This window comes from Pedococcus bigeumensis, assembly GCF_006438965.1.
GTDB lineage: Bacteria > Actinomycetota > Actinomycetes > Actinomycetales > Dermatophilaceae > Pedococcus > Pedococcus bigeumensis_A.
Genome location: NZ_RCZM01000001.1, coordinates 252,223 through 278,404, shown reverse-complemented (window position 1 = coordinate 278,404; position 26,182 = coordinate 252,223). Strand labels below are relative to the sequence as shown.

At 71.2% G+C, this 26,182-nt stretch carries 23 protein-coding genes; 17 read left to right on the top strand and 6 right to left on the bottom strand.

Going from position 1 to position 26,182, the window contains the following annotated elements:
• Positions 1-39 precede the first annotated feature (39 nt).
• Both EAH86_RS20995 and EAH86_RS01230 read right to left on the bottom strand, forming a co-directional pair.
• Positions 40-579 carry an antitoxin gene (locus tag EAH86_RS20995; protein ID WP_140736809.1) on the bottom strand — a complete coding sequence of 180 codons (540 nt, stop codon included), beginning with the start codon at positions 577-579 and terminating at the stop codon, positions 40-42.
• 201 nt (positions 580-780) lie between these two features.
• Positions 781-2,187, bottom strand: coding sequence for an NAD(P)H-quinone dehydrogenase (locus EAH86_RS01230; protein WP_241668117.1), 1,407 nt, complete (start codon positions 2,185-2,187; stop codon positions 781-783).
• A 158-nt stretch (positions 2,188-2,345) separates the two neighbouring features.
• Between EAH86_RS01230 and EAH86_RS01225 the strand changes: the two genes are divergently transcribed.
• From EAH86_RS01225 to EAH86_RS01210, 4 genes are read left to right on the top strand one after another with little or no spacing between them, the layout of a single operon-like run.
• Positions 2,346-3,482 carry an ABC transporter substrate-binding protein gene (locus tag EAH86_RS01225; RefSeq protein WP_140736807.1) on the top strand — a complete coding sequence of 379 codons (1,137 nt, stop codon included), beginning with the start codon at positions 2,346-2,348 and terminating at the stop codon, positions 3,480-3,482.
• On the top strand, positions 3,475-4,344 hold the full coding sequence (locus tag EAH86_RS01220) for an ABC transporter permease (RefSeq protein WP_241668116.1): 870 nt from the start codon (positions 3,475-3,477) through the stop codon (positions 4,342-4,344). Before EAH86_RS01225 ends, EAH86_RS01220 begins: the two co-directional genes overlap by 8 nt.
• Positions 4,341-5,189: an ABC transporter permease gene (locus EAH86_RS01215; protein WP_206665696.1), complete on the top strand. Its 849-nt coding sequence runs from the start codon at positions 4,341-4,343 to the stop codon at positions 5,187-5,189. Before EAH86_RS01220 ends, EAH86_RS01215 begins: the two co-directional genes overlap by 4 nt.
• Positions 5,186-6,274 carry an ABC transporter ATP-binding protein gene (locus EAH86_RS01210; protein WP_140736806.1) on the top strand — a complete coding sequence of 363 codons (1,089 nt, stop codon included), beginning with the start codon at positions 5,186-5,188 and terminating at the stop codon, positions 6,272-6,274. Before EAH86_RS01215 ends, EAH86_RS01210 begins: the two co-directional genes overlap by 4 nt.
• A 110-nt stretch (positions 6,275-6,384) precedes the next feature.
• Here the strand turns inward: EAH86_RS01210 and EAH86_RS01205 are convergent, their stop codons facing one another.
• Entirely contained in the window at positions 6,385-7,473 is a 1,089-nt protein-coding gene (locus tag EAH86_RS01205) for a hypothetical protein (RefSeq protein ID WP_140736805.1), read from the bottom strand.
• A gap of 318 nt (positions 7,474-7,791) precedes the next feature.
• Between EAH86_RS01205 and EAH86_RS01200 the strand changes: the two genes are divergently transcribed.
• Both EAH86_RS01200 and EAH86_RS01195 read left to right on the top strand, forming a co-directional pair.
• The gene (locus EAH86_RS01200; protein WP_140736804.1) at positions 7,792-8,643 is read left to right on the top strand and encodes a purine-nucleoside phosphorylase; all 852 of its coding nucleotides are present in this window, start codon (positions 7,792-7,794) and stop codon (positions 8,641-8,643) included.
• Positions 8,644-8,656: 13 nt separating this feature from the next.
• Positions 8,657-10,363, top strand: a complete 1,707-nt coding sequence (locus tag EAH86_RS01195) for a phospho-sugar mutase (protein WP_140736803.1) — start codon at positions 8,657-8,659, stop codon at positions 10,361-10,363.
• Between the two features lie 93 nt (positions 10,364-10,456).
• On the opposite strand, the gene EAH86_RS01190 is transcribed toward EAH86_RS01195, so the two are convergent.
• The gene (locus EAH86_RS01190; protein ID WP_140736802.1) at positions 10,457-11,830 is read right to left on the bottom strand and encodes an HNH endonuclease signature motif containing protein; all 1,374 of its coding nucleotides are present in this window, start codon (positions 11,828-11,830) and stop codon (positions 10,457-10,459) included.
• Positions 11,831-12,058: 228 nt separating this feature from the next.
• On the opposite strand from EAH86_RS01190, the gene EAH86_RS01185 reads away from it, so the two are divergent.
• The 10 genes from EAH86_RS01185 to EAH86_RS01140 all read left to right on the top strand — a co-directional run bounded on the left by EAH86_RS01185 (position 12,059) and on the right by EAH86_RS01140 (position 23,050).
• Positions 12,059-13,300, top strand: a complete 1,242-nt coding sequence (locus EAH86_RS01185; RefSeq protein ID WP_161988538.1) for a S1C family serine protease — start codon at positions 12,059-12,061, stop codon at positions 13,298-13,300.
• A 48-nt stretch (positions 13,301-13,348) separates the two neighbouring features.
• A complete protein-coding gene (deoC, locus tag EAH86_RS01180) occupies positions 13,349-14,365 on the top strand; it encodes a deoxyribose-phosphate aldolase (protein ID WP_140736800.1) in 1,017 nt (338 codons plus the stop codon).
• Between the two features lie 93 nt (positions 14,366-14,458).
• Positions 14,459-15,907: an aldehyde dehydrogenase family protein gene (locus tag EAH86_RS01175; protein WP_140736799.1), complete on the top strand. Its 1,449-nt coding sequence runs from the start codon at positions 14,459-14,461 to the stop codon at positions 15,905-15,907.
• The gene (locus EAH86_RS01170; protein ID WP_140736798.1) at positions 15,904-16,821 is read left to right on the top strand and encodes an aldehyde dehydrogenase family protein; all 918 of its coding nucleotides are present in this window, start codon (positions 15,904-15,906) and stop codon (positions 16,819-16,821) included. Before EAH86_RS01175 ends, EAH86_RS01170 begins: the two co-directional genes overlap by 4 nt.
• A gap of 25 nt (positions 16,822-16,846) precedes the next feature.
• Positions 16,847-17,452 carry a uridine kinase family protein gene (locus tag EAH86_RS01165; RefSeq protein WP_140736797.1) on the top strand — a complete coding sequence of 202 codons (606 nt, stop codon included), beginning with the start codon at positions 16,847-16,849 and terminating at the stop codon, positions 17,450-17,452.
• Positions 17,453-17,780: 328 nt separating this feature from the next.
• Positions 17,781-18,782 (top strand): hypothetical protein, encoded by a 1,002-nt coding sequence (locus EAH86_RS01160; protein WP_140736796.1) that lies wholly within the window; start codon positions 17,781-17,783, stop codon positions 18,780-18,782.
• Entirely contained in the window at positions 18,779-19,426 is a 648-nt protein-coding gene (locus tag EAH86_RS01155) for a DUF4129 domain-containing protein (RefSeq protein ID WP_140736795.1), read from the top strand. Before EAH86_RS01160 ends, EAH86_RS01155 begins: the two co-directional genes overlap by 4 nt.
• Positions 19,423-20,661, top strand: coding sequence for a DUF4350 domain-containing protein (locus EAH86_RS01150; protein WP_140736794.1), 1,239 nt, complete (start codon positions 19,423-19,425; stop codon positions 20,659-20,661). The genes EAH86_RS01155 and EAH86_RS01150 overlap by 4 nt, the downstream gene beginning before the upstream one ends.
• Positions 20,658-21,758 (top strand): AAA family ATPase, encoded by a 1,101-nt coding sequence (locus EAH86_RS01145; RefSeq protein WP_140736793.1) that lies wholly within the window; start codon positions 20,658-20,660, stop codon positions 21,756-21,758. The genes EAH86_RS01150 and EAH86_RS01145 overlap by 4 nt, the downstream gene beginning before the upstream one ends.
• Complete coding sequence (locus tag EAH86_RS01140) at positions 21,758-23,050, top strand: DUF58 domain-containing protein (protein WP_140736792.1); 1,293 nt, start codon at positions 21,758-21,760, stop codon at positions 23,048-23,050. Before EAH86_RS01145 ends, EAH86_RS01140 begins: the two co-directional genes overlap by 1 nt.
• Before the next feature lies 1 nt (position 23,051).
• Here EAH86_RS01140 and EAH86_RS01135 read toward each other — a convergent pair whose 3' ends face one another.
• Positions 23,052-24,047: a stage II sporulation protein M gene (locus EAH86_RS01135; protein WP_140736791.1), complete on the bottom strand. Its 996-nt coding sequence runs from the start codon at positions 24,045-24,047 to the stop codon at positions 23,052-23,054.
• Positions 24,048-24,069: 22 nt separating this feature from the next.
• On the opposite strand from EAH86_RS01135, the gene EAH86_RS01130 reads away from it, so the two are divergent.
• A complete protein-coding gene (locus tag EAH86_RS01130; RefSeq protein ID WP_140736790.1) occupies positions 24,070-24,894 on the top strand; it encodes an RDD family protein in 825 nt (274 codons plus the stop codon).
• Positions 24,895-24,969: 75 nt separating this feature from the next.
• Here EAH86_RS01130 and EAH86_RS01125 read toward each other — a convergent pair whose 3' ends face one another.
• Complete coding sequence (locus EAH86_RS01125) at positions 24,970-26,163, bottom strand: ROK family protein (protein WP_140736789.1); 1,194 nt, start codon at positions 26,161-26,163, stop codon at positions 24,970-24,972.
• Between the last annotated feature and the right edge of the window lie 19 nt (positions 26,164-26,182).

Below are 26,182 nucleotides of genomic sequence, written 5' to 3'. Positions count from 1 at the left end.
GCCGGGAGACGGCGCCGCTTCTCGTATGCCGGTCTTCGTTCAGCTCTGCCCGAACGGCGGGAGCTCCTTGGTGCCCTCGTCGGTCCCGCCGGCCTCGGGACCCGGCTCGGGGATGTTGCCGGTCCCGGGCTCGTCGCCGGGGACCTGGGCCGGTCCGCTGTCGGGAACCTGCGAGGGGTCGAGCGGGCCACCTGGCTGCCCCGGCTGCTGGGGCTCGCCCGGCGTGAGCGGGCCGTCTCCCGAGGCTGGCTGCTGCGGGTCATCGGTGGACGGCGACGGATTGGGAGCGGGCGTCGGCTCGGGCGCAGGTGCTGGCTCGGGGACGGGCTCAGGCGCCGGCTCGGGGACGGGTGCAGGTGCCGGCTCGGGGACGGGTGCAGGTGCCGGCTCAGGCGCCGGCGTCTCCTCCGGCAGGCCCAGCTGGTCACGCAGGGCGTCGCCGCCCTTGTCGACCTGGTCGGCGTACTTGCCACCGGTCTGCTTGTCGACGAGGTCCTCGACCTTGTCGATGGCAGAGTCCGCCTGCGTCGGGTTCCCCTTGGCGAGGTCCTTGATCTTGTCCAGCCAACCGCCAGCCATGTCATGCCTTTCGTTGGAAGTTCAGTGTCGGAACGTCGGTGTGCGTGCACTGGCACGCTCATCGTGGACATTACCCACGAACGAGTGGGAATTGCCGACCAACGACCTCCGACTTCTGGCCACCGGTGTCGCACGATGACCGGGATCTGGTCCCGCATCCAGCATCGGTGGCCAGAAGTGCGAGCTGGCGGCGGGCAGCGGTCAGTCGCGTTGGTGCAGCTGGCGAGCGGCTTCGGCCACCGAGCCGGACAGCGACGGGTAGACCGTGAAGGTCCCGGCCAGCTGGTCGACGGTCAGCCCGTGCTGGACCGCCAGGGTCACCGGGTAGATCAGCTCGGATGCCCGCGGAGCGACGACCACGCCACCCACGACCGTGCCGCCGCCCTTGCGCGCGAACAGCTTGACGAAGCCGTCCGTGATGCCCTGCATCTTGGCGCGCGGGTTGGTGGCGAGCGGCAGCATGATCGACGTGGCGTCGACCTTGCCCTCGTCGAGGTCCTTCTGGGAGAACCCGACCGTCGCGATCTCGGGGTCGGTGAAGATGTTGGCCGAGACGGCCCGCAGGTTGAGCGGGGCCACCGCGTCACCCAGGGCGTGCGCCATGGCGATCCGCCCCTGCATGGCGGCCACCGACGCAAGCGGCAACACCCCGGTGCAGTCGCCCGCGGCATACACACCTCGCACGGAGGTGCGCGAGACCTTGTCGACGACCACGTGTCCGGACTCGCTCACCGTGACCCCGACGTCCTCGAGCCCGATGCCGGACGTCTGCGGGATCGACCCGACCGCGAGCAGCGCGTGGCTGCCCTCGACCTCGCGGCCGTCCTCGAGCCGCACGACGACGCCCGCCTCGGTGCGCGACACCGACGCCATCCGCGAGCGCCCGAGGACGTCCATGCCCCGCTTGCGGAACACGTCCTCGATGACCGCGGCGGCGTCCGCATCCTCCCCGGGAAGGACCCGATCCCGCGACGACACGAGGGTGACCCGTGAGCCGAGCCCGAGGTAGGCCTGCGCCAGCTCGGCACCGGTCACACCCGAGCCGACCACGACCAGGTGCTCGGGGAGCTCGTCGAGGGTGTAGATCTGCTGCCAGGTGAGGATGCGCTCGCCGTCGGGCTGAGCGGTCGGCACCACGCGCGGAGTCGCACCGGTCGCGATCAGCACCACGTCGGCGGACAGCGTCTGGGTCGTCCCATCGGCGAGGGTCGCCTCGATCTGACCGGGCGCCACCATCCGCCCGGACCCGGCCAGCACGGTGACCCCGTCGGCTGCCAGGCGCGAGCCGATGTCGCGGGACTGCGCGGCGGCGAGCGCGAGGATGCGGCGGTTCACAGCGGTGAGCTCGGCCACCGAGTCCGAGACCTCGTCGCCCTCGTGGTCCTCCAGGTGCACCCCGAGGTCCGAGGCCGTCTCGAACTGGCTCATGAAGTCGGCCGTCGAGATGAGCGTCTTGGACGGCACGCAGTCGGTCAGCACCGCGGCCCCGCCCACGCCGTCCCGGTCGACGACGGTCACGGTGGCACCGAGGTGGGCGGCCACGAGCGCGGCCTCATAGCCCCCGGGGCCGCCCCCGAGGATGACTACTGAGGACTGTGGCGCATTCACGCGCCCATCCAACCACCCCGCAGACGGCGCCTCTTCGCCACGTGTTCTTTGCCTTCCCGCCACGCTCCGTGGGGCCTATGGTCCAAGAACAAACATTAGGGTTCCGCGACGGCACCACCGCCGCCCGCAGGACGGGCACCACAGTCAGGATGGAACACATGACAGTTCGTCCCCGACACACGGCCTTCGTCGCCGTGGTCGCTGCAGCCACCTCCCTCGCCGTCGCCGCATGCTCTCCCCCGGCCAAGACCGACTCCGCGAGCTCGGGCGACGCAGCCAGCAAGGCCAAGACGGCCACCTCGGCCGCAGACCTGGGCGGCATGGACGCCTTGGTTGCCGCCGCCAAGAAGGAGGGCACGCTCAACGTCATCGCACTGCCCCCGGACTGGGCCAACTACGGCGCCATGATCACCGCCTTCACCACCAAGTACGGCATCAAGGTCACCAGTGCCCAGCCCGATGCCAGCAGCGCCGACGAGATCTCTGCCGCCACCCGTCTCAAGGGCCAGGCGAGCGCTCCCGACGTCTTCGACCTCGGTGCCGCGGTCGCGTCCGCGAACACCGCCATGTTCGCGCCCTACAAGGTCGCCACGTTCGCCTCCGTCCCGACGGACTTCAAGGACGCGAACGGGACCTGGATCAACGACTACGGCGGCTACATGTCGGTGGGCTACGACTCCTCGAAGGTCCCGGCCCCGACAGCGTTCGCCGACCTGCTCAAGCCGGCCTTCAAGGGCAAGGTCGCCCTCAACGGTGACCCGACGAAAGCCGGCGCCGCCTTCGCGGGTGTCCAGATGGCCTCGCTCGCCAGTGGTGGCAGCGCGGGCGACGTCACCAAGGGCGTCGACTTCTTCAAGCAGCTCAAGAAGGCCGGCAACTTCATCCCGGTCGACCCGACCCCCGCCACGATCGCCTCGGGTCAGACTCCGGTCGTCATCGACTGGGACTACCTCAACGCCGCCCAGACCGCCAAGGTCCCGACGTGGAAGGTCTTCGTCCCGGACAACGCGGTCGTCGCCGGCTACTACGTCCAGGCGGTCAGCAAGGACGCCCCGCACCCGGCCGCCGCGCGGCTCTGGCAGGAGTTCCTCTACTCCGACGACGGCCAGAACCTCTGGCTCAAGGGTGGCGCCCGTCCGGTCCGCTTCGACGACATGAAGACGGCCGGCACCCTGGACGCCACGGCAGCGGCGGCGCTGCCCGCCGTGACCGGGACCCCCGTCGTGCCCACCGCGGCCGACTCGGACACCGCCAAGGCCTACCTCACCAAGGAATGGGCCAACGCCGTTGGCTGACGCCCGTCGCAGCAGGGCGCTCGGTGGCTTGCGGCCATCGGGCGCCCTGCTGGGTGTCGTCCCGTTCTTCGCCTACGTCACCGTCTTCCTCCTCATCCCGGCGCTGGTCGTCGTCATCGGCGCCTTCGTCAGCGGCGGCCGCCCGACGTTGGGCAACATCCGTGCGCTCGGCGAACCGGCCGTCACCTCGGCTCTGTGGCACTCCGTGGTCCTGTCCGTCGTGACGGCGGTGGTCGGCGCGGTGCTCGGCGCGATCCTGGCGTATGCCGTCTCGACGGCTCGCCCGAACGGCGTGCTCAAGCGGTTCGTCACCTCGCTCTGCGGGGTGTTGGCCCAGTTCGGTGGCGTCATCCTGGCCTTCGCGTTCCTTGCCACCTTCTCGGCGCAGGGGTTCCTCACCCGGCTGCTGGGAGTCGGTGGCGGCGGGTTGTGGCTGTACGAGTGGGACAAGGGCCTGATGCTGGTCTACCTCTACTTCCAGGTCCCGTTGATGCTCATCGTCTTCCTCCCGGCAGTCGAAGGGCTGCGGCCGCAGTGGCGTGAGGCCACCGAGACGCTCGGTGGCAGCACGGCGCTCTACTGGCGCAAGGTCGCCGGCCCGATCCTGTTGCCGTCGTTCATCGGTGCGCTGCTGCTGTTGTTCACCAACGCCTTCTCGGCCTACGCCACTGCCGCGGCCCTGGTCTCCCAGGGCGCACCGTTGCTGCCCCTGCAGATCGGCGGCACGTTCACCTCCGAGGTGGTGCTCGGCCAGGAGGGTGTCGGCAAGGCGATGGCACTGGCCATGGTCGTGGTCGTCGCCATCGTGATGACCGCGTATGCCGTGCTGGACCGGCGCGCCTCGAAGTGGCTGGTCCGGTGAGCGGCCAGCGGGCGTCGATGCGGCGACGCCAGGACCTCTTCCGCTGGGTCGTGGTCACCCTCACCCTGGTCTTCTTCGGGCTGCCGCTGTTCAGCATGCTCGAGTTCACCACCCGCGACTCCGCGGGTCACCGCACCGCCGCGACGTGGTCGGCGTTGGCCGACTTCGGGGTGATCTCGACCCGCTACCCCGACCTGCGCGCCGGGTTCCTTGCCTCCGTGGGCCTTGCGGTCCTCACCGTCGTGGTCATGCTCGTGCTGCTGGTGCCGACGATGACCTGGGTCCGGCTGCGGCTGCCCGGGCTGGGCCGGACCGTCGAGTTCATCTGCCTGCTCCCGCTCACCGTCCCCGCGATCGTGCTCGTCGTCGGGCTCACCCCGGTCTACGCCTGGGTCACCTACTTCCTGGGCGGCAACGCGATCTGGCTGTCGTTCGCCTACGTCGTGCTCGTCCTCCCCTACGCCTACCGCTCCCTCGACGCGGGCCTGCGGGCCATCGACGTCCGCACGCTCAGTGAGGCCGCACGCTCGCTCGGCGCCAGCTGGACCACGGTGATGCTCAAGGTGATCCTGCCCAACCTGCGCACCGCCGTGCTGTCGGCGTCCTTCCTCGCGGTCGCCCTGACCCTCGGTGAGTTCACCATCGCGAGCCTGTTCAGCCGCACCAACCTCCAGGTCGCGATGTACCTCATCGGCAAGTCGGACGCGCAGATCTCCATCGCGGTCGGGCTCGCCTCCCTCGTCTTCGCGTTCGTGATCCTGTTCGCGATGTCCTTCGTCGGCGGCGCCCGCAGCGCCACCTCGCCGCTCGCCCGACTGCGGCGCAACCGCAAGGAGCTCACATGACCGCCGCGCCCACGGCATACGACAAGGCCGCCACCGACGCCACCCGTGGGGTGGCCGTCGAGCTCACCGGGCTGCACCGCAGCTACGGCCCGGTGCAGGCGCTCGACGACCTCAACCTGCGGCTCGCGCCGGGCGAGCTCGTGGCGCTGCTCGGCCCCTCGGGCTGCGGCAAGACGACCGCGCTGCGCTGCCTCGCCGGGCTGGAGGACCCCGACTCCGGCCGCATCGAGGTCGGCGGCTTGGACCTGACCCGGGTGCCGACCAACAAGCGTGACCTCGGGATGGTGTTCCAGGCCTACAGCCTCTTCCCGCACATGACGGCCCGGCAGAACGTCGAGTTCGGGCTGCAGCTGCGGCGACAGTCCAGCCAGCAGCGGCGCGCCCGGGCAGCCGAGATGCTCGACCTCGTGGGCCTGTCGACCCAGGCGGACCGGTTCGCCCACCAGATGTCTGGTGGGCAGCAGCAGCGCGTCGCCCTCGCCCGCGCCCTGGCCATCGAACCTCAGGTACTCCTGCTCGACGAACCGCTCTCGGCCCTGGACGCCAAGGTCCGGGTCCAGTTGCGCGACGAGATCCGGCGGATCCAGCTCGAGGTCGGCACGACCACGCTGTTCGTCACGCATGACCAGGAGGAGGCGCTGGCCGTCGCCGACCGGGTGGGCGTGATGCGCAGCGGCCGGCTCGAGCAGATCGCGGCTCCCGAGGAGCTCTACTCGCGACCCGTCAACGACTTCGTCGCCGACTTCGTGGGGGTGACGAACCGCCTCCCGGGCGACGCCGACGCAAAATCAGCGACGGTGCTCGGTGGCTCCGTGCCCCTGCTCGTCGGGTCGGCCACGTCAGGCCCGGTCACGGTGTTGGTGCGCCCGGAACACCTTGTGGTGCACGCGGATCCGAACGGACCCGATGCAGTGACGAGCGTCAGCTTCCTCGGCGCGCACGGCCGGGTCATCGTCGGGCTCGCGGCCGGCGGGCAGGCCATCGTCCAGGTGCCGAGCAGCGCCGTGTCCAACTATCCTCCGGGCACCCGGGTGACCGTGCGTCCCACCGGCGAAGCCGCCCTGGCGGTGTCGGCGAGGACCTGATCCCCCAGCGGCGAGCACCGGAGCCAGTCCTGAGAATCCGCATGGCCCTGACAGAGGGCGCCACGTCAGCCGACGTAGCGCCCTCTGTCATTGGGGCAGTGGTCTGTGGGTCAGCGGCGCAGTCGCGCAGCCGTGACCGACAGTGCACCACCGAGCAGGAGGAGGGCGAGCCCGCCCCCGACCCCGTAGGTCCAGGTCTGCGGGCTGACACCGGTGAAGGCCAGCTCGCTGGTCGTCGGAGTGGACACCTCGGCCGGGATCGGCGAAGCGGGCGGGGTGGTCTCGACGGTCACGCCGCCACCCGACTCACCGCCGCCGGTCTCACCACCGCCGGTCTCGCAGGCCACCACCGCGGCGATCTGCACGTCCCACGAAGAGGTGCCGGTCAGCTCAAAACCCTTGAGCGCCTTGGCCGTGACGGTGCCCGACAACGGACCCGGGTGCTTGCCCGCCGCGATCGGCTCGCCGTTGAAGAAGTAGCCAACACCCTCGGTGACCGGCACCGTGAGGAACCCCGTCGTGTCGCACTCCGACGCCTGGGAAACAGTCGGCGCCACCGGCGTCACCGTGGTCGAGCAGGTGTCCGCAGCAGCGATCGAGACCGGCCACGAAGACGTACCCGTCAGCTCAAAACCCTTGAGCGCCTTGGCCGTGACGGTGCCCGACAACGGACCCGGGTGCTTGCCCGCCGCGATCGGCTCGCCGTTGAAGAAGTAGCCCACGCCCTCGGTGACCGGCACCGTGAGGAACCCGGTCGTGTCGCACTCCGACGCCTGGGAAACAGTCGGCGCCACCGGCGTGACCTTGGTCGTCGTCGGTCCGCAGGCCTGAGGCAGGGTGACCGTGCCGTTGCTGTCGGCGGTGAACCCGTCCGACCAGGCACCGTGGACCCCCAGGGTGGCCGTCGGCGTGCCCGGGGAGATCCCCTCCTGTCGCACGGTCGCCCGCGTGGTGGCCGCTGACGACGCGGCATCGATGGTGACCGGGAGGCCGGTGACCGAACCGCCACCCGTGGAGCTGGCCTGGGTGACCTGCACCGGCAGCTGGTAGTCGTTCGTGACCGTCCACGTGACGCCGACGGTGCCATCCGGTCGGCACTGTGCGGTGCCGGCGACCATGGCCGAGTGGGCTGACGCCGATCCGGCACCAGCCAGTGCCAAGCCGCCGACTGCGATCAGCGTCGCGGCTGTACTGAGCATTCTCTTCAACTGAAAAACCCCCTGCGCCCACGGGTAAGTGGGATTGGTTGCCATGACAGAGCGTGCCTGTCAGCTCCCCAAGACCCCCCGGCCCCGAGGCCCTGTTGCGGCACTCTCGGGAGGCACAACGACGGTCTTTCCGGATAGTTATGGTCTTGGTCAAGAAAGGACATTTTTGGCCCAACAGTGCAGGTCAGAGGCAATACGCGAGAGGCCGCAACCTGCCGCAACCGGCCGCCGACCGTCCCCAACCAGCGCAAAGCGGGCGATCCGTGCCACCGACGAGCCGCCGCGTCCGCGCATGGATAGTCTTCGGGAGTGACTGAGCAGCGCAGCGCCTCTACGGGCCCTTCCGACCTCGCCGACCCCGCCACGGATCCGTTCGAGGTGGCCCGGTCCGCAGCGGCCGTCATCGCCGGGCGCAGCGGCGCCGCCACGCACGACGTGGCCCTCGTCCTCGGCTCGGGCTGGGGCCAGACCGGTGACCTGATCGGCGAGACGCTCGCCACGATCGACAACGCCGACGTACCGGGCTTCGCCAAGGCCGCTGTCGCCGGGCACAGCGGCACGATGCGCTCGGTCGCGATCGCCGACACGGGCCGCCGTGCCCTCGTCTACGGCACCCGCACCCACTTCTACGAGGGCAAGGGCGTGCGCGCAGTCGTCCATGCGGTCCGCACCGCAGCTGCCGCCGGCTGCAGGACCATCGTGCTCACCAACGGCTGCGGCGGCCTCAACCCCGCGTGGACGCCGGGCACGCCGGTCCTGATCAGCGACCACATCAACCTCACCGCACACTCCCCCATCGAGGGCGCCAACTTCGTCGACCTCACCGATCTCTACTCTCCGCGGCTGCGCGACCTGGCCCGCGCCGTCGACCCCGGGCTCGACGAGGGCGTCTACGTCCAGTTCCGCGGCCCGCACTACGAGACCCCGGCCGAGGTGCAGATGGCCAAGGTGCTCGGCGGTGACCTGGTCGGCATGTCCACGACCCTCGAAGCCATCGCCGCCCGCCAGGCCGGCCTCGAGGTCCTCGGTATCTCGCTCGTCACCAACCTCGCCGCCGGGATCAGTGACCAGCCGCTCTCGCACGAGGAGGTCATCGAAGCCGGCCAGGCCGCCGCAGAGCGGTGCGGCAAGCTGCTCGCCGCCGTCGTCGCCACCATCTGAGAGGACGCCCACCATGACGTATGCCGCGCGGCACGGCCGCAGTGCCGCCTCACCGTCCGCTGCCGACGCCCACGCGCAGGAGCTGATCGACGCCGCCCAGGCGTGGGTCGACGACGACCTCGACCACGAGACCCGGGTGGAGCTCGGCGACATCCTCGCCAAGGCCAAGGCGGGCGACCAGGACTCCATCGACGACCTCGCTGACCGGTTCTCCGGAATGCTCGAGTTCGGCACCGCGGGTCTGCGCGGCGCCATCGGCGCCGGTCCCAACCGGATGAACCGCTCGGTGGTCATCCGGGCGGCAGCCGGCCTCACGGCATACCTCAAGGCGAGCAAGCCCGAGCCGTTCGTGGTGGTGGGCTTCGACGCCCGCAAGAACTCCGACGTCTTCGCGCGCGACACCGCGGCCGTGGTCGTGGGTGCCGGTGGGCGCGCGGCGATCCTGCCTTCGGCGCTGCCGACACCGGTGCTGGCGTATGCAATTCGCTTCCTCGGCGCCGACGCCGGCGTGATGGTGACGGCCAGCCACAACCCACCTGAGGACAACGGCTACAAGGTCTACCTCGGTGACGGTTCGCAGATCGTGTCACCGTCCGACGCCGACATCGCCACCCAGATCGCGCGGGTCGCCGCCGTCGCGGACGTCCCGTTGGCCGACGACGGGTGGGAGACGCTCGGTGACGACGTGCTCACGGCCTACCTCGAGGACGCCATCACGGTCGTCGCGACGGACACCCCGCGCGACGTCACCGTCGTGCACACCGCGCTCCACGGGGTCGGCTCCGAGACAGTCGCCAAGGCCTTCGTCCGAGCGGGGTATGCCGCGCCGATCCCCGTCGCGAGCCAGGCCGAGCCGGACCCGATGTTCCCGACGGTGCACTTCCCCAACCCGGAGGAGCCCGGCGCGATGGACGCCGCGCTCGAGCTGGCCGAGCAGACCGGGCCGGACGTCGTCATCGCCAACGACCCCGACGCCGACCGATGCGCTGTCGCGGTGCCCGGTCCGGGCGGCTGGCGGATGCTTCGAGGTGACGAGGTGGGGGCTCTCCTCGGGTCGCACATCCTGGCTCGCGGCGTGGACGGCGATGCGGTCTTCGCCAACTCGATCGTCTCGTCGCGACTGCTCGCGGCGATGGCCAAGGCCGCCGGCGTGCGACACGAGGAGACGCTCACCGGGTTCAAGTGGATCTCGCGGGTGGACGGTCTTCGCTACGGATACGAGGAGGCGCTCGGCTACTGCGTCGACCCGCCCCACGTGCGCGACAAGGACGGCGTGAGCGCTGCCCTGGTCGTGGCCGAGATGACGGCGACCCTCAAGGCGGAGGGACGGTCGCTGACCGATGTCCTCGACGACCTGGCGGGGGAGCACGGAGTGCACGCGACCGACTCGTTCGCCGTGCGGGTGGCGGACCTCTCCTTGATCGGCACGGTGATGACGCGGTTGCGCGACACCCCGCCGACAGACGTTGCGGGGATTGCGGTCTCGCGGGCCGACGACCTGGCCAAGGGCAGCGACACCCTGCCGCCCACCGACGGACTGCGCTACTACCTCGACGACGACTCGCGGATCATCGTGCGGCCCTCCGGCACCGAGCCCAAGCTCAAGGTCTACCTCGAAGTCATCGAGCCGGTGTCCTCCGACCTGAAGACAGCACGCAAGATCGCCGCAGAGAGGCTTACCGCGATCCGCACCGCCATGGAGGCCCTCACCCAGCTCTGAGCGGTTGACTCGACGGCACACATTCCGCGAACTCGATGGGCGCCCCAGGGCGTGCCAGCAGGCCCGTCGGGTGTGGCGGGCTGTGGGGCTGGGTCATGGTCGCCACGGTGGCGATGGCTGCGAACCAGAGGCGATCTCGAGCTCGCCCCACACGTCGTAGGTCCTGACCGCTGGCCGCTCTCCCACCACCGCCGCACGGCCCGCCGATGCCGCCTGTCGGTCGGCGAGCCATCGGTCATAGGAGCCAGGAACGAGCAGCCACCTGACGTGACCGTCGATCAGCTCCCCGTAGTAGCCCTTGCGGTGCACGATCGTGTGGTGCCGCCCGCACAGCAGCGCAGCATTGCCAAGATCGGTGGCGCCGCCGTCGACCCAATGCCTCAGGTGGTGCCCGTCGCACCAGGACGCCGGCACGGTGCAGTTCGGGAACGTGCACCCGCCGTCGCGCAGCCACAGGGCGCGGAGCTGGGCGGAGGTGAAGAGCCGGAACCGTCGGCCCAGGTCGAGGACCTGGCCGTCCTTGCCCAGCACCACGGGCACGATCCCGGCGTCGCAGGCGATCCGCCGGGCCGTCTCCGGGCCGATGAGGGTGCCCGCCTCACCCGACCCGAACACCGTCGCGGCGTTCGACCGGGCCACCAGGTCCTGCAGCGACACGGTCACGAACAGCTCAGCCTTCGGCGTGGTCGCCACCCCGTCGGCGGACCCCACCCCGCGGCGCACCACCTCCAGCAGCGCGTCCATCCGCCGCTGCCCCGACGCCCGACGGTCCGGCTCCTCGTCTGCCGGTCGAGGCGCCGAGAGTCCTTGCACGGCAGCCTCGATCGTCGCCCTGGCCTCGGCATCGACGACCATCGTGTACTCGAACAGACCGAAGCCGTCGGAGAACGCCTGTGACAAGGACCGCCGCTCGCACAGCCGGTCATGCTCCCCCTGGAACTCACCCGCCGCCCCGTACTTGGCGACCAGCCGGTCCCGAAGGCCGCGCACGTCCTTTGGCCGACCCCACGACGCCACGTCGATGAGCCCGTCCAGCACCGGACCCTCCGCGCCCTCCGCGAGTCGAGGACCGAGCCGCTCGAACTCCTCGACCACCACCGCCGCCGTGACCAGCGGCACCCGCGCCTGGCGAACGGCCGCGACCAGCGCCGCATACCGCTCGTCGTGGGCGGTCTCGGCCAGCCGCACGACGCGTGCCGAGCCGCCGGCACGCAGCGACGGCGAGTGGTCGAGGAGCCATGCGTGCGCGCCTGAGCGGCCCGACCCGGCTTCCGCGCGGTCCACCGCTTCGCGAAGCAGGTCCACCCGCGCCGCGTCGACGCGCGTTCCCAGCTCGTCGAGCTGGGACGCGAACCGGCCCAGCTCCGCGCCGCTGGCGGCCCACAGGTCGCCATCGACTCCGGCCAGGGCACGGCACGCCTGCTCCACCGCCGCGCTGCGCTGCTCGAACGACATGCCCCCATCCATGAAACAAACCTAGCAACAGGGTCTGACAACCCAATCATGTCGAAATCCACTGGGCTGCAACAGATTTCGCGCAGATACGGCGTCAGTTGTCCACAACCAACGGACGAGCCGTCCAGCTACCCACACCCGGTCACAGGAAACCCAAAGGTGCGGCACAGCGCGGCACCACCTCGGGGGCGTGTCGTAGGTCCTGAGACCACGACCCACAGCACCTCGAAGGTGAGCACCATGAAGCTGAGCAGACGCCCCCTCCCCCTCCTCCTCGGCGCAGCCGGCATCGCCTCCGCCGCAGCGATCGCCATCGGCGGCGCGCAACTCGCGAGCAACGCCAGCGCAGCCGGCTCGGCCGCGGGCACGAGCATCAGCAGTGTGACCAACCCGTATGCCGACGGCTACGGGACGCGGGGCGGGCGCACTTGGGGTGCGGTTCCCGGCTCCGGGGACACCGGAGCGTCCGGGACGGCCCCGGCAACCACGGATGGGACGACCACGACCGGGACGACCACGGAGGCCACTGCGAGTCAGCTCGTGGGCGTGGTCGACATCGTCACGACGGTGGGGTACGACCAGGGCGAGGCGGCCGGGACCGGGATGGTGCTCACGTCCGCGGGCGAGGTGCTGACCAACAACCACGTGGTCGACGGCGCAACCAGCATCGAGGTCACCGTCCTGTCGACCGGTCGCAGCTACTCCGCGAAGGTGGTGGGCACGAGCCCGACGAACGACGTGGCGGTCCTGCAGCTCTCGGGCGCGACCGGGCTCGCAACGGTGGACGTCGGTGAGTCCACCTCCCTGCAGGTAGGTGACGCGATCACGGGGGTCGGCAACGCCGGCAACGAGGACGGGACGTCCGCGGCCACGGGTCAGGTGACCGCCCTCAACCAGGACATCACCGCCAGTGACGGCACGGGGACCGACAGCGAGGACCTCACCGGACTCATCATGACGAACGCAGCCATCGAGGCCGGCGACTCCGGCGGCCCCCTCCACGACGCGCAGGGCCAGGTCGTCGGGATCGACACCGCAGCGCAGACCAGCGGACGCAGCGGGCAGACCGTGGCCGGTTACGCCATCCCCATCGACACGGCCCTGGCGGTGGCCGACCAGATCACGTCAGGAGTCGACAACGCGACGATCCACCAGGGCGTCCCCGCGTTCCTCGGCATCCAGACCGCGTCGGCCTCCGCGAACGGCTTCGGCCAGCAGGACAGCGGCCTCGGCGCCTCCAGCAGCGGGTCGACAGGCGCTGCGGTCGACGGAGTGGTCAGCGGGTCCGCCGCGCAGAAGGCAGGCATCACGGCCGGCTCGACCATCACCGGGGTGGGTGGCAAGGCGATCGGCAGCTCAGCCGACCTCACCGCAGCCCTGGCTACCCATGACGCGGGCGACCGGGTCTCGGTCACCTGGACCGATGCGTCCGGCACGGCCCACACCGCGACCGTCACCCTCGGATCAGGCCCCGCAGACTGAGGGGCCACGGGGTCTGACCAGTGGGTGGGACACGGCTAGGATTGCTCGGTGAGCACCCCCACAGCTGCGGTCCCTTCCGTCGACGCGACGGCCAGGGCCCGCGATCTCCTCGGCGTCTCCCGGCTCAGCAACGCGGCCCTCACGAGCTGGTTGCACGCACTGCCCGGAGTCGACCAGGTCGGCTGCGAGGCCCGAGCGGCGGGCCTCGGCACCCGGTCGATCAAGACCACCGCCAAGGCCTGGGGCATCGACCTGGCGATCTCGATGATCGACCTGACGACCCTCGAGGGTGCCGATACCGCGGGCAAGGTCCGCGGTCTGTGCGCCAAGGCCATCCACCCCGACCCCACCCTCCCCGACACCCCGCGCCCCGCAGCCGTCTGCGTCTACGGAGACATGGTCGCCACTGCCAAGGACGCGCTCGGCCAGAGCGGCGTCAAGGTCGCCTCCGTGGCCACCGCGTTCCCCAGCGGTCGAGCGCTGATGCCGGTCAAGCTGGCCGACACTCGCGACGCCGTCAGTGCCGGGGCCGACGAGATCGACATGGTCATCGACCGCGGGGCCTTCCTGTCCGGTGACTACCTCACGGTGTTCCGCGAGATCGCCGAGGTCGCCGAGGCGTGCGTCCGCAAGGACGGTTCGCGAGCGCGGCTCAAGGTGATCATGGAGACCGGCGAGCTCGTCACCTACGACAACGTCCGACGCGCGGCCTGGCTGTCGATGCTGGCCGGCGGTGACTTCATCAAGACCTCCACGGGCAAGGTGTCCCCCGCCGCGACGCTGCCCGTCACGCTGGTCATGCTCGAGGCCGTCCGCGACTGGCGCGACCTCACCGGCGAGATGGTCGGGGTCAAGCCGGCCGGTGGCATCCGCACCAGCAAGGACGCCCTCAAGTTCCTCGTGACCGTCAGCGAGATCGCCGGCGACGACTGGCTCGACCCGCACTGGTTCCGCTTCGGCGCCTCGAGCCTGCTCAACGACCTCATCCTGCAACGCCAGCGGATGGCGATCGGTGCCTACTCCGGCGCTGACTACGTCACCGACGACTCGCCCAGCCTCTACTGAGCAGGCGAGCCCCCATGACCGTCCACGCCGTCCGCACCGTCCGCACCCCCCATCAGCCCACCGCACCCGACGGATCCTGAGGAACCTGAAGCCATGGCCAAGTTCGAGTACGCACCGGCACCGGAGTCCCGCGCGGTCGTCGACATCAAGCCCTCCTACGGGTTGTTCATCAACGGTGAGTTCACCGAGTCGCAGGGCGGCTCGGCCTTCAAGTCGATCAGCCCCGCCACCGAGGAGGTCCTCGCGGAGATCACCTCAGCGAGCGACGCGGACGTCGACCGCGCCGTGGCTGCCGCTCGCCGGGCCTACAACGGCGTCTGGGGCCGGATGTCCGGCGCCGACCGCGGCAAGTACCTCTTCCGCATTGCCCGCATCCTCCAGGAGCGCGCCCGCGAGTTCGCCGTGCTGGAGAGCCTCGACAACGGCAAGCCGATCAAGGAGAGCCGCGACGTCGACGTGCCCCTGGCCGCGGCGCACTTCTTCTACCACGCAGGCTGGGCCGACAAGCTCGACTACGCCGGCCTGGGCACCAACCCCCGCCCGCACGGAGTCGTGGGCCAGGTCATCCCGTGGAACTTCCCGATCCTCATGCTCGCGTGGAAAATCGCCCCGGCGCTCGCCACCGGCAACACCGTGGTCCTCAAGCCGGCCGAGACCACCCCGCTCACCGCGCTGCTCTTCGCCGAGGTGGTCCAGCAGGCCGACCTGCCCCCGGGTGTCGTCAACATCATCACCGGCGCTGGTGCGACCGGCCAGGCCATCGTCGACCACCCCGACATCGACAAGCTCGCGTTCACCGGCTCCACGGGCGTCGGCAAGATGATCGCTCGCTCGATCGCCGGCACCCGCAAGAAGGCCACCCTCGAGCTCGGCGGCAAGGCGGCCAACATCGTCTTCGACGACGCACCGCTCGACCAGGCCGTCGAGGGCATCGTCAACGGCATCTTCTTCAACCAGGGCCACGTCTGCTGCGCCGGGTCGCGCCTGCTCGTGCAGGAGAACATCGCGGCCGACGTCGAGAAGCGGCTCAAGCGCCGCCTCGAGACGCTGCGCGTGGGCGACCCGCTCGACAAGAACACCGACGTCGGCGCGATCAACTCCAAGGCCCAGCTCCAGCGGATCGTCGAGCTGACCGCGGCCGGCGAGGCCGAGGGCGCCGAGCGCTGGGACAACGGCTGCGAGCTGCCCAGCAAGGGCTTCTGGTTCCGGCCGACGGTGTTCACCGGCGTCAGCCAGGGCCACCGGATCGCCCAGGAGGAGATCTTCGGACCGGTCCTGTCGGTGCTGACCTTCCGCACGCCGCACGAGGCCGTCGCCAAGGCCAACAACACCCCCTACGGCCTGTCCGCCGGCATCTGGACCGAGAAGGGCTCGCGCATCCTCTGGATGGCCGACCAGCTCCGCGCCGGCGTCGTCTGGGCCAACACGTTCAACAAGTTCGACCCGACCAGCCCCTTCGGTGGCTACAAGGAGTCCGGCTACGGCCGGGAGGGTGGCCGCCACGGCCTCTCCGCCTACGTCACGACGGGAGACAGCAAGTGAGCCCCACGGCGCAGTCCGCAGGCACAGGCACGCGCGTCGATGTGCGCAAGACCTACAAGCTCTACATCGGCGGCAAGTTCCCCCGCTCCGAGTCGGGCCGTTCCTACGAGGTCGTCGACGGCCGCGGCAGGTTCCTGGCCAACGCCGCCCAGGGCTCACGCAAGGACGCCCGGGACGCCGTGGTCGCCGCCCGTGGCGCGTTCGCGGGCTGGGCCGGCGCCACGGCATACAACCGTGGTCAGGTGCTCTATCGCGTTGCCGAGGTGATGGAGGGACGTCGGTCCCAGTTCGTCGACGAGGTGCGCGCCAGTGAGGGCGTGGCCGAGCGTCGTGCCGAGACCATCGTCTCCCAGGCCATCGACCGCTGGGTCTGGTATGCCGGGTGGACCGACAAGCTCGCGCAGATCCTCGGTGGGCTCAACCCCGTCGCCGGACCCTACTTCGACATCTCGGCACCCGAGCCGACCGGTGTCGTGGCTGTCCTTGCGCCGCAACGGAGTTCGCTGCTCGGCCTCGTCTCGGTCCTCGCTCCGGTGATCTGCTCCGGCAACACCGCCGTCGTCCTGACGAGTGAGCTGCGCCCGCTGCCGGCCATCACGCTCTCCGAGGCGCTGGCCACCTCCGACGTCCCCGGCGGGGTGATCAACCTGATCACCGGTCGCACTGCCGAGGTCGCGCCGTGGCTCGCCTCGCACCGCGACGTCAACGCGATCGACCTGACCGGTGCGGCCGACGCCGAGGGACTCAAGTGGGGCGACCTCGAGCTCGCTGCCGCCGAGAACCTCAAGCGCGTGGTCCGTCCGGCCGGTGAGGGCGCCGACGCCGTCGAGCCCGACTGGTCGCGCACCCCTGACCTGTCGCGGATCACCCCCTTCCTCGAGACCAAGACGGTCTGGCACCCCAAGGGCCGCTGACCCCTTGACCGCACCGTCACCGGACGTGGACACCACCGCCCGGGTGGTGGTCCTTGCCGGTCCCAGCGGCGCCGGGAAGTCCCGGCTCGCCGCCCGGCTCCAGACCGCACACGGCTGGCCGATCATCCGCCTCGACGACTTCTACGGCGACGAGGACGACCCGGCGATGCCGCGCAGCAAGGAGCTGGGCATCGTCGACTGGGACCACCCCGACTCGTGGAACCGCGACGCCGCCGTCGCCGCGCTCGCCACCCTGGTCCAGACCGGTGAGGTGAAGACCCCTGTCTACGACATCTCTCGCAGCCGGGCCGTCGACACCACGACGGTGCACGCCGCTCCACACGACCTCATCCTTGCCGAGGGCATCTTCGCCGCCGAGATCATCGCCGACCTCCGGGCGCGCGGCCTGCTCGCCGGCGCCTACTGCGTGCACCACCACCGCCTGGTCACCTTCGTCTGGCGGCTACTGCGCGACCTGACCGAGCACCGCAAGCCGCCGTGGACGCTGGTCCGCCGCGGCCTGGCCCTGATGCGGGACGAGCCCAGGGTCGTGGCGCGCCAGGAGTCCCTCGGCGCGGCGTCCGCCCGGGCCAAGGACCTCGAACCCCTCCTGTCCGCCCTCGCCCGCTGACCGCGTCCACGCGAGCCCACACCAGCCGCCCTGTGCCACGGCGTGACCGGGTATGCCGCGGGCGCACCAACCGCGCGACGCGCGCCGAATCTCGTGGCTCGGGGCCCAGAGGGCACCTCGGCTTGTTAGGGTTCCACCACGTCAGCGAGGGGGATGTGCGCACATGACCGACCCGCAGTGGGTGGCTCCTGGGACCAGTGGGCCGGCAGAACCGGTGGCCACCCCGGCAGGTGGGCAGGCGGCATACCCTGCTGCACCTCCCGGACACCAACCCGGCCAGCAATCCGGGCCACCGATGGGGCCGCCGCCAGGGCAGGGCTTCGCGCCCATGTCCCCGGGCTACGCGCACCCGGCGATGGAGTTCCGTCCCGGCGTGATCCCGTTGCGGCCGCTGAACCTCAGCGACCTCTACGGCGCCGTGATCAAGGCCATCCGCGGCAATGTCGCCGCCACCATGGGACTGGCCTTCGTCACCACCCTGATCTTCCTGGTGCCCACGACGGCCCTGGGCGCCTGGATCGCCTCCCAGGAGTCGCTGGACTTCGAGTCGACCGAGGACGTCTTCCCGGTGGCCGGCACCATCGGCTCCGTGGTGCCGTCCCTCGGGACGTCCCTGTCGGCGATCCTGCTGACCGGGTTCGTCGCGTTCGTCATCAGCCAGGCCGTGATGGGCCGCAAGGTCACCGCCGGCCAGACCTGGGAGGGCACTCGCGGTCGGCTGCCCGCCCTCGTCGGCGCCACGATCGTGACCGGTCTGGCCATCACCCTCGCGCTCGCCGCAGTGCTCGTCCTGCCCGTCCTCGCGCTCGTCGCGGCCACGACGGGTGGGAACGACTCCGGCATCGCCGGCGCCGTCGTGCTGACGCTGGGCGCAGCCCTGGTCGCCATCGCCCTCGCCCTGTTCCTCTCGACCCGGCTGGCCTTCGTCGGCGTCGCTGTCGTGCTGGAGAAGGCAAGCGTCGGTCAGGGCATCGCGAGGTCGTGGCGACTGACGTCGGGTAGCCAGTTCTGGCGGGTCCTCGGGATCCGGATCCTCACCGGCATCATCGTCGGGATCGCCGCCCAGATCCTGACGGTGCCCCTGTCGATCATCGGCACCTTCGGCGTGATCGGCACCGGTGACCCCTCCGACATGTTCGTCTGGCAGTCCGTGATCGCCGGAGTCACCGGCCTCATCACCGGAGCCCTGACGACGCCGTTCACAGCCGGTGTCGACGCCCTGCTCTATGTCGACCAGCGCATCCGGCGTGAAGGGTTCGACGTGCAGCTGATCACCGCCGCGCAGGATGACGCGACGCGGCAGTGGCCGGGAGCAGCCCTGCGTCGATGACTTGCCTGACCGCCCCGTTCGACGGCCCACCCCTCGACCCGAGCTCTCCCGAAGCCCAGCAGTGGGTCCGTGACGAGCTCGCGAACGGCCAGTACCTCACCGAGCCATCGTGGTGGCAGCGGTTCGTCGAATGGCTCAGCCACCTGTTCGGTGGCGGCTCCAGCCCCAGCCTGTTGCCCTCCTGGGTCGCGGTGCTCGTCGTGGTGGTGGTGGTGGCAGTCGTCGCCCTGGTCGTGCTGCGGCTGGTGCGGCCCGAGTCAGTGACCCGACGGCGCCCCACAGCGGTGGCCGCGGTGGACGACGAGGGACTCAGCGCCGCGGACTACCGGCGCCGCGCCCGCGCATCGAGCGACCGCGGCGACTGGGACACAGCCCTGCTGGACAGCTACCGCGCGCTGGCGGCCTCGGCGGTGGAACGCACGCTGCTCACCGAGCTGCCGGGCCGCACCGCCCACGAGGTCGCGGTCTCCCTCGGCCCGGTGTTCCCCGACCATGCCGAGGCGCTGGCGAGCGCTGCGTCGTCCTTCGACGACGTCCGCTACGGGCACCGTCGCACCACGAGGGCGCAGGCCGCGGCGACGACCGAGCTCGACGCGGAGCTGCTGCAGACCAAGCCCCGGCTCGGACAGGTGGTCGCCCGGTGACGACCGCGACGAGGGCTGCCGACATCGATGCCCGGGGCAGCCGTGCGACGCGGATCCGGCGGCGCGGCGTGTGGGCGCTCGCGGTGACGGTGGGCATCGGCGCCCTCGTCACCATGGCGCTGGCCACGACGGCTCCCGACCAGGTCCTCGACCCCGACGACACCGGCCCCACCGGGGGCAAGGCCGTCGTCCAGGTGCTGCGCGCCCACGGCGTCGACGTCCAGGTCGTGCGTTCGGTCGACGCGCTCGCCGAGGCCGATCCCGGATCGGGCACCACGGTCGTGATGGCCAACTCGGCCTACGTCGGTCACGACAGCGCTCAGCTCATGGGTGAGGTGTCCGCGGGAGCCGATCGCCTCGTGCTGCTCTCGCCGTCGGCCACCCAGCTTGCTGCCCTCGACCTGCCGCTGACGTCGGGAGAGCTCGGCACGATGGTGAAGGTCACGGCGCGGTGCACGTCCACGGTGACCAGAGCCGATGACACCGCGGCCCTGGTCGACGTGCGGCTGATTCCCCTCAAGCGCGGCAGCGGGACGGCAGCGACGCTCTGCTTCGCGCTGCCCGACCCGAGCGGTGACACCCAGCGCGAGTCGGGCTCGGGGCCGAACGCCTTCGGCTTCGGCGCGGCGATGGCGACGGTTCCCGCGGCTGCGGACCACCCCGAGGTGGTGGCGCTGGGAGTCTCGGGCGGCTTCACCAACCGGTGGGTCGACGAGGAGTCGCACGCGGGCCTCGCCATCCGCGCACTGGGTCGCTCCCCCCGACTGCTCTGGTACCAGCCGGGAATCGGCGACCTGGCCAACTTCGACGGTGCGCCGACCGACGGCGCCTGGCCCGTGTGGCTCGCTCCAGGGGCGGCCGTGGTCGCCACCGCCATCCTGGTCCTCGCCTTCGTCCGGGGGCGGCGGATGGGCGCGCTGGTCACCGAGCCGCTGCCAGTCGTCGTGCGCGCGGTCGAGACCACCGAGAGCCGCGGCCGGATCTACCGACAGGCCCGCGACCGCGGCCGCGCAGCGGCGATCCTGCGCCTCGGCAGCACCGAGCGGCTGGCCCGACGCCTCGCCCTGCCACCCCAGGCCGCGGAGGCCGTCCAGGCTGCTGCGGCTGCCGCCTCCGGTATGCCGCCGGCACAGGTCGCGGCGCTGCTCGCCGGGCCACCTCCCACCACCGATGCCGAACTGCACACCCTTGCCACCGCACTGACCGATCTCGAGGAGAGGGTCCGCCGCACATGACCGACCAGCCCCACCCCACCCAGCACCAGCCTGCCCAGCCCCACCCGGACGATCAGCCCGACCGTGGGGTTGGTCCGGCCCAGCAGCCCGCCGACGGCTGGGACCTCAGCGACCAGTCCGGCACGCCGGGGCGTCCCACTGCTGCAGCCCCCGACGCGCGCGCCGCGCTCCTGGCCGTCCGCGCCGAGGTCGCCAAGGCCGTCGTCGGCCAGGATGCCGCCGTGGCCGGGCTGCTCGTTGCCCTCCTGGCACGCGGCCACATCCTGCTCGAAGGCGTGCCGGGCGTCGCCAAGACGCTGCTCGTCCGCAGCCTCGCGGCCGCCCTCGACGTGGAGACCAAGCGGGTCCAGTTCACGCCGGACCTGATGCCGGGCGACCTCACCGGCTCGCTGGTCTACGACGCGTCGAGCAGCGACTTCACCTTCCGCCAGGGTCCGGTCTTCACCAACCTCCTGCTCGCTGACGAGATCAACCGCACCCCACCAAAGACCCAGTCAGCCCTGCTTGAAGCCATGGAAGAGCGTCAGGTCAGCGTCGACGGCCGTGCGCACCCCCTGCCCCAGCCGTTCATGGTCGCCGCCACCCAGAACCCCGTCGAGTACGAAGGCACCTATCCCCTGCCGGAGGCGCAGCTCGACCGGTTCCTGCTCAAGGTCACCCTGCCGATCCCGCCCAGGGACGACGAGATCGCGGTGTTGCGCAGGCATGCGACCGGCTTCGACCCGCGCGACCTGCACGCCGCGGGACTGCGTCCCGTTGCCTCGGCTGCAGACCTGGCCGCCGGCGCCGAAGCCGTCCGCACCGTCGAGATCTCTGACGAGGTCACCGCCTACATCGTCGACATCGCGAGGGCGACCCGGAGCTCCCCGTCGCTCGCCCTGGGGGTCAGCCCCCGTGGCGCCACGGCGCTGATGGCGACGTCGCGGGCGTGGGCCTGGATCAACGGCCGTGGCTTCGTCACGCCCGACGACGTCAAGGCGCTCGCCCACGCGACCCTGGCCCACCGGCTGTCGCTGCGGCCGGAGGCCGAGCTCGAGGGCGTCAGCGTCACGGCCGTCCTCGAGAGCGCGCTCGGAGCGGTGCCGGTCCCCCGCTGATGACCCTGACCTACCGCGCCGTCGCGCTGGCCCTGCTCGGGCTGGTGCCGGTTGTCCTGTGGCCGCACGGCAGCACGGTCCGGTGGTGGTGGGTCGTCATCCTGATGCTCGTCGGCCTCGACGTCCTCCTCGCCTGCTCACCCCGCTCGCTCACCCTCGTGCGCGAAGAACCGCCACAGGTCCGCCTGGGCGAGCAGACCTCGACCTCGATCCTGGTCACCAACACCGGAGGGCGTCGGCTGCGCGGGGCGATCCGCGACGCGTGGCCACCGTCGGCCGGGGCCGCAACAACCCGGCATACCCTCGCCGTCGCGGCCGGGGAGCGCACCCGGGTGACGACCACGCTGACGCCCACCCGCCGCGGCGACCGCGCCGCGCACCGGGTCACCGTCCGCTCCACGGGGCCGCTCGGTCTCGCTGCGAGACAACGCTCGTTCGAGGTGCCTGGGCGGTTGCGGACGCTCCACCCGTTCCCGGCGCGCAAGCACCTGCCGAGCCGGCTCGCCGTGCTGCGGCAGCTGGACGGCCGGGCCGCGCTGCGCACCCGCGGGCAGGGCACCGAGTTCGACAGCCTGCGCGAGTACGTCGACGGCGACGACGTCCGGAGCATCGACTGGCGCGCCACGGCCCGGCGCCAGCACCTGGTCGTCCGCACCTGGCAACCCGAGCAGCACCGGCGGATCGTCATCGTCGTCGACACCTCGCGGACCTCGGCCGGTCGCGTGGACGACGCGCCGCGGCTTGACGCGGCCATGGATGCAGCCCTCCTGCTCACCGCCCTGGCCGGGCACGCGCGCGACCGTGTGCAAGTGCTCGCCGGAGACCGGTTGGTGCTGGCCAGGGTCGGCGGAACCGACCGCGCCAAGCTGCTCCACGACACCATCAGCGCCCTCGCACCGATCGAGTCCCGGCTGCTCGAAGCCGACTGGGGACTGCTGGCCACCGAGATCAGCCGGCTGGGCACCCAGCGAGCCCTGGTCGTGCTGCTCACCCCGCTGGAGTCCTCCGCCATCGAGCAGGGCCTGCTCCCCGTGCTGCCGGCGCTCAGCGCGCACCACCGCGTCGTGGTCGCGTCGGTGGCCGATCCGGCGGTCGCCCGGATGCGCAGTGCCCGCGACACCGTCGCCGACGTGTATGACGCCGCGGCAGCCGAGCGGACGATCTCCCTGCGGCGACGCACTGCCGCCGCGCTGGCGAGCCTCGGGGTGGACGTGCTCGACGAGCCACCGGAGGTGCTACCCGTCCGGCTGGCGGACCACTACCTCATGCTCAAGCGGCAGGGACTGCTCTGACTCAGGCAGCGACCAGTGGCTGGTCGCCGACGTCACGCGCATCGAGGTCGCCGGTCACTCCGGCGTGGTGGGCCTTCCGCCCGATCACGAAGACGTAGGCGAGGAAGACCGACTCCGCGACGACCCCGATCCCGATCCGTGCCCAGGTGGGCAGAGCCGAGGGGGTGACGAACCCTTCGATCGCCCCGCTCACGAGCAGCACGAAGACGAGGCCGATCGCGATCGCGACCGCCGTGCGTCCCTCGGCGGCGAACGCCTGCAGCCTGGTGCGCGGTCCTGGCTCGAGCCAGGACCAGAACAGCCGCAGACCGACGGCGGCGGCGACGAAGACCGCCGTGAGCTCGAGCAGTCCGTGCGGCAGAATCAGGCCGAAGAAGAGGCTGGTCCGGTCGTTGGCAATCATCAGGGCGGCCACGACGCCGACGCCCTGCACGTTCTGGAACAGCACGTAGAGGACGGGCAGACCCAGGACCCCGAAGGCGATGCACTGGGCTGCCACCCAGGCGTTGTTGACCCACACGAGGGTCGCGAACTCGTGGTGCGGGAACTCGCTGTAGTAGTGCTCGAAGTCGGTCCCGACGTAGGCCTGGATCTCGGCCGGTGTCAGCTGGCTCGTGTAGACCTCGGGGTGCCGCAGGGTCCAGGCCGCGACGAGGACGATCACCAGGAGGCTGCCGAGCGCGGTCGTCACCCACCACCACCGGGTGCGGTACAACGCCGCGGGGAAGGTGCGGGTGAAGAAGCCCAGGATGTCCGACCACGTGCTGGTCCGGGTGCCGACCATGCTCACCCGTGCGCGGGTCAGCAGCATCGAGAGGTAGGCCACCACCGACGGGTCCGGCGTGGCGGAGCGGACGACGGACAGGTCAGTGGAGACCCGCTGGTAGAGGTCGAGCAGCTCGTCGCCCTCGGCACCGGACAGGCGACGTCGGCCGGCCAGCTCGTCCAGACGCCCCCAGTACCAGCTGCGTGCTGCGACATACGCATCCAGGTCCACCGCGCCACTCTATGCTTCGGCCATGAGCACGGGGGCCGGTTATCGCAGCTATGCCGGGGACGACATGGTCACCGGCGAAGGGGTCGCCGTCGAGCTGCCCATCGCCGGCGTCCCGTCGCGTGCTGCGTCCGGCATCATCGACCTGCTCGTTGCCGGGGCGCTCCTGATCGCAGGCGGGATCGCCGTGGGCGCGGTGTTCTCGGGCACCTCCGACGCGGTCGGCCAGACGATCGTGATCCTGATGGTCGTCGGGGTCACCGTCGGAGTGCCGACGGTGTTCGAGACGGTCACCCGCGGTCGGACCCTGGGCAAGCTGGCCCTGGGTCTGCGGGTGGTACGCGACGACGGCGGTCCGATCACGGCCCGGCACGCGCTGACGCGAGCGCTCGTCGGGTGGCCCGAGATCTATCTGCTGGCGGGAGCCGGCGCGCTGGTCTCCTCGCTCATCAGCCCGAGGGCCAAGCGCCTCGGTGACATGGCGGCCGGCACCTACGTCGTGTCGCAGCGCGCCTCGATGCGGCTGCTGCCTGCACCCGTCATGCCCCCAGCTCTTGCCCCGTGGGCGGCCGGGGCAGACCTGGCCGCCCTCCCCCCTGGTCTGGCGATCGCCGTCCGGCAGTTCCTCGGTCGCGCGGCGGGGCTCACGCCCGCCTCACGCCACGAGCTCGGTCAGAGCCTGCTGCGCTCGGTCCTGCCGCACGTCTCGCCGCCACCGCCGGCCGGCGTCCATGCCGAGTACATCCTCGCCGCAGTCATCGCGGACCGCCGGCGCCGGGACGCCGAACGACTCGCCCGCGAGGACCACCGCCGCCAGCAGCTGCTGCCGGCGGACCCGCTCGACCGCTGACGCGCGTCGGGTCAGGCCTGGGACGCCTCCGCGGCTGCTCGCGCGGCGGGACCGTCCGGCATCCCCGCGAGTCCCCTAGCGCGAGCCCTCGGTGTGCGCCTGCGACAGGGACGCCTCCAGGGCGAAGGTGGCCGCACCGAACGCGACAGCGTTCCCGGGCCGGGTGAGCCGGCTCATCGTCACCGACTGCAACGGACGGGCCAACGCCTGGTGCTCGACACCGGGTCGAGCTGCCTCGAGGAGGGCGTCGCCGAGCAGGTCACTGACCCAGCCGGCCAGCACGATGCGCTCGGGGTTGACGGTGTTGACCAGGTTGGCAAGCCCGGCACCGAGGTAGGCGCCGGCGGCGGCCACCACCTGCCGCGCCACGTCGTCGCCAGCGGCGAGTGCCTCCGCGAGCGCCTGCACCGCTGCCGTCTCGCCGAGGGTGGTCCACGGGTGGCCGGGAGCGACCTGTTCGATGAAGGCGACGAGTCCGGGGGCCCCGATGTAGGCCTCTACGCACCCTGTTCCGCCGCAACGACATTCGCGACCCCCCACTGCCACGGTCGTGTGGCCCCACTCGCCAGCGCTGTTGGACGCCCCGCGGTAGAGCTCACCTGCGACGGCGATCGCGGCACCGACACCGGTGCCGAGGTTGACCACGGCCCAGTTGGCCTCAGCCGCATCGGGATCGTGCCACAGCTCGCTCACCATGAGGGCCTTGAGCGGGTTGTCGAGGTGGACCGGGAGCTGCCAGCGCCCCGACAACCTGGCGCGCAGTGGTACGCCGCGCCAGTCCCAGTTCGGGGCGTAGACCGACACCCCGCTCTCGTCATCGACCAGGCCGGGCACCGAGATGCCGACCGCCCGGACGGTCGACCGGTCGGCGGTGACCTGGGCGAGCAGGTCGGTGAGGTGCCGCTCGAGGTCCTCGGGCGTGCGAACCTCGCCGTCGACCTCGCGGCGGGTCGAGGCGACCTCGGTGAGCGACGCGTCGTACCTGGCGACGTGCAGGTAGGTCTCGGCGACGTCCACACCCACGAAGCTGCCGTATGCGGGGTCGAGGGCCAGACGCGTCAGCGGCCGCCCCTTGCTCCGGGTCGCGGGCGCGACCTCGAGCAGCACCCCGGCCGCGAGCAGCTCGGTGGCGATGCTCGCGACCGTGGCCATCGACAGCCCACTCTCGGCCACGATCTCGTGGCGGCTGGTGGGCGCCGCGGCGAACACCCGGCGCAGCACCTGGAAGAGGTTGCTGCGCCGGATGTCGGCTGCCGTGCGAGGCGCCATCGGTCTCCTGTCAGTCCCG

Bases quoted from the DNA above. Each gene is read 5' to 3' on its own strand.
- EAH86_RS20995 (WP_140736809.1), bottom strand. From the start codon at position 579: ATGGCTGGCGGTTGGCTGGACAAGATCAAGGACCTCGCCAAGGGGAAC.
- EAH86_RS01225 (WP_140736807.1), top strand. From the start codon at position 2,346: ATGACAGTTCGTCCCCGACACACGGCCTTCGTCGCCGTGGTCGCTGCA.
- EAH86_RS01210 (WP_140736806.1), top strand. From the start codon at position 5,186: ATGACCGCCGCGCCCACGGCATACGACAAGGCCGCCACCGACGCCACC.
- EAH86_RS01205 (WP_140736805.1), bottom strand. From the start codon at position 7,473: ATGCTCAGTACAGCCGCGACGCTGATCGCAGTCGGCGGCTTGGCACTG.
- EAH86_RS01195 (WP_140736803.1), top strand. From the start codon at position 8,657: ATGACGTATGCCGCGCGGCACGGCCGCAGTGCCGCCTCACCGTCCGCT.
- EAH86_RS01190 (WP_140736802.1), bottom strand. From the start codon at position 11,830: ATGGATGGGGGCATGTCGTTCGAGCAGCGCAGCGCGGCGGTGGAGCAG.
- EAH86_RS01185 (WP_161988538.1), top strand. From the start codon at position 12,059: ATGAAGCTGAGCAGACGCCCCCTCCCCCTCCTCCTCGGCGCAGCCGGC.
- EAH86_RS01175 (WP_140736799.1), top strand. From the start codon at position 14,459: ATGGCCAAGTTCGAGTACGCACCGGCACCGGAGTCCCGCGCGGTCGTC.
- EAH86_RS01160 (WP_140736796.1), top strand. From the start codon at position 17,781: ATGTCCCCGGGCTACGCGCACCCGGCGATGGAGTTCCGTCCCGGCGTG.
- EAH86_RS01155 (WP_140736795.1), top strand. From the start codon at position 18,779: ATGACTTGCCTGACCGCCCCGTTCGACGGCCCACCCCTCGACCCGAGC.
- EAH86_RS01145 (WP_140736793.1), top strand. From the start codon at position 20,658: ATGACCGACCAGCCCCACCCCACCCAGCACCAGCCTGCCCAGCCCCAC.
- EAH86_RS01140 (WP_140736792.1), top strand. From the start codon at position 21,758: ATGACCCTGACCTACCGCGCCGTCGCGCTGGCCCTGCTCGGGCTGGTG.
- EAH86_RS01130 (WP_140736790.1), top strand. From the start codon at position 24,070: ATGAGCACGGGGGCCGGTTATCGCAGCTATGCCGGGGACGACATGGTC.
- EAH86_RS01125 (WP_140736789.1), bottom strand. From the start codon at position 26,163: ATGGCGCCTCGCACGGCAGCCGACATCCGGCGCAGCAACCTCTTCCAG.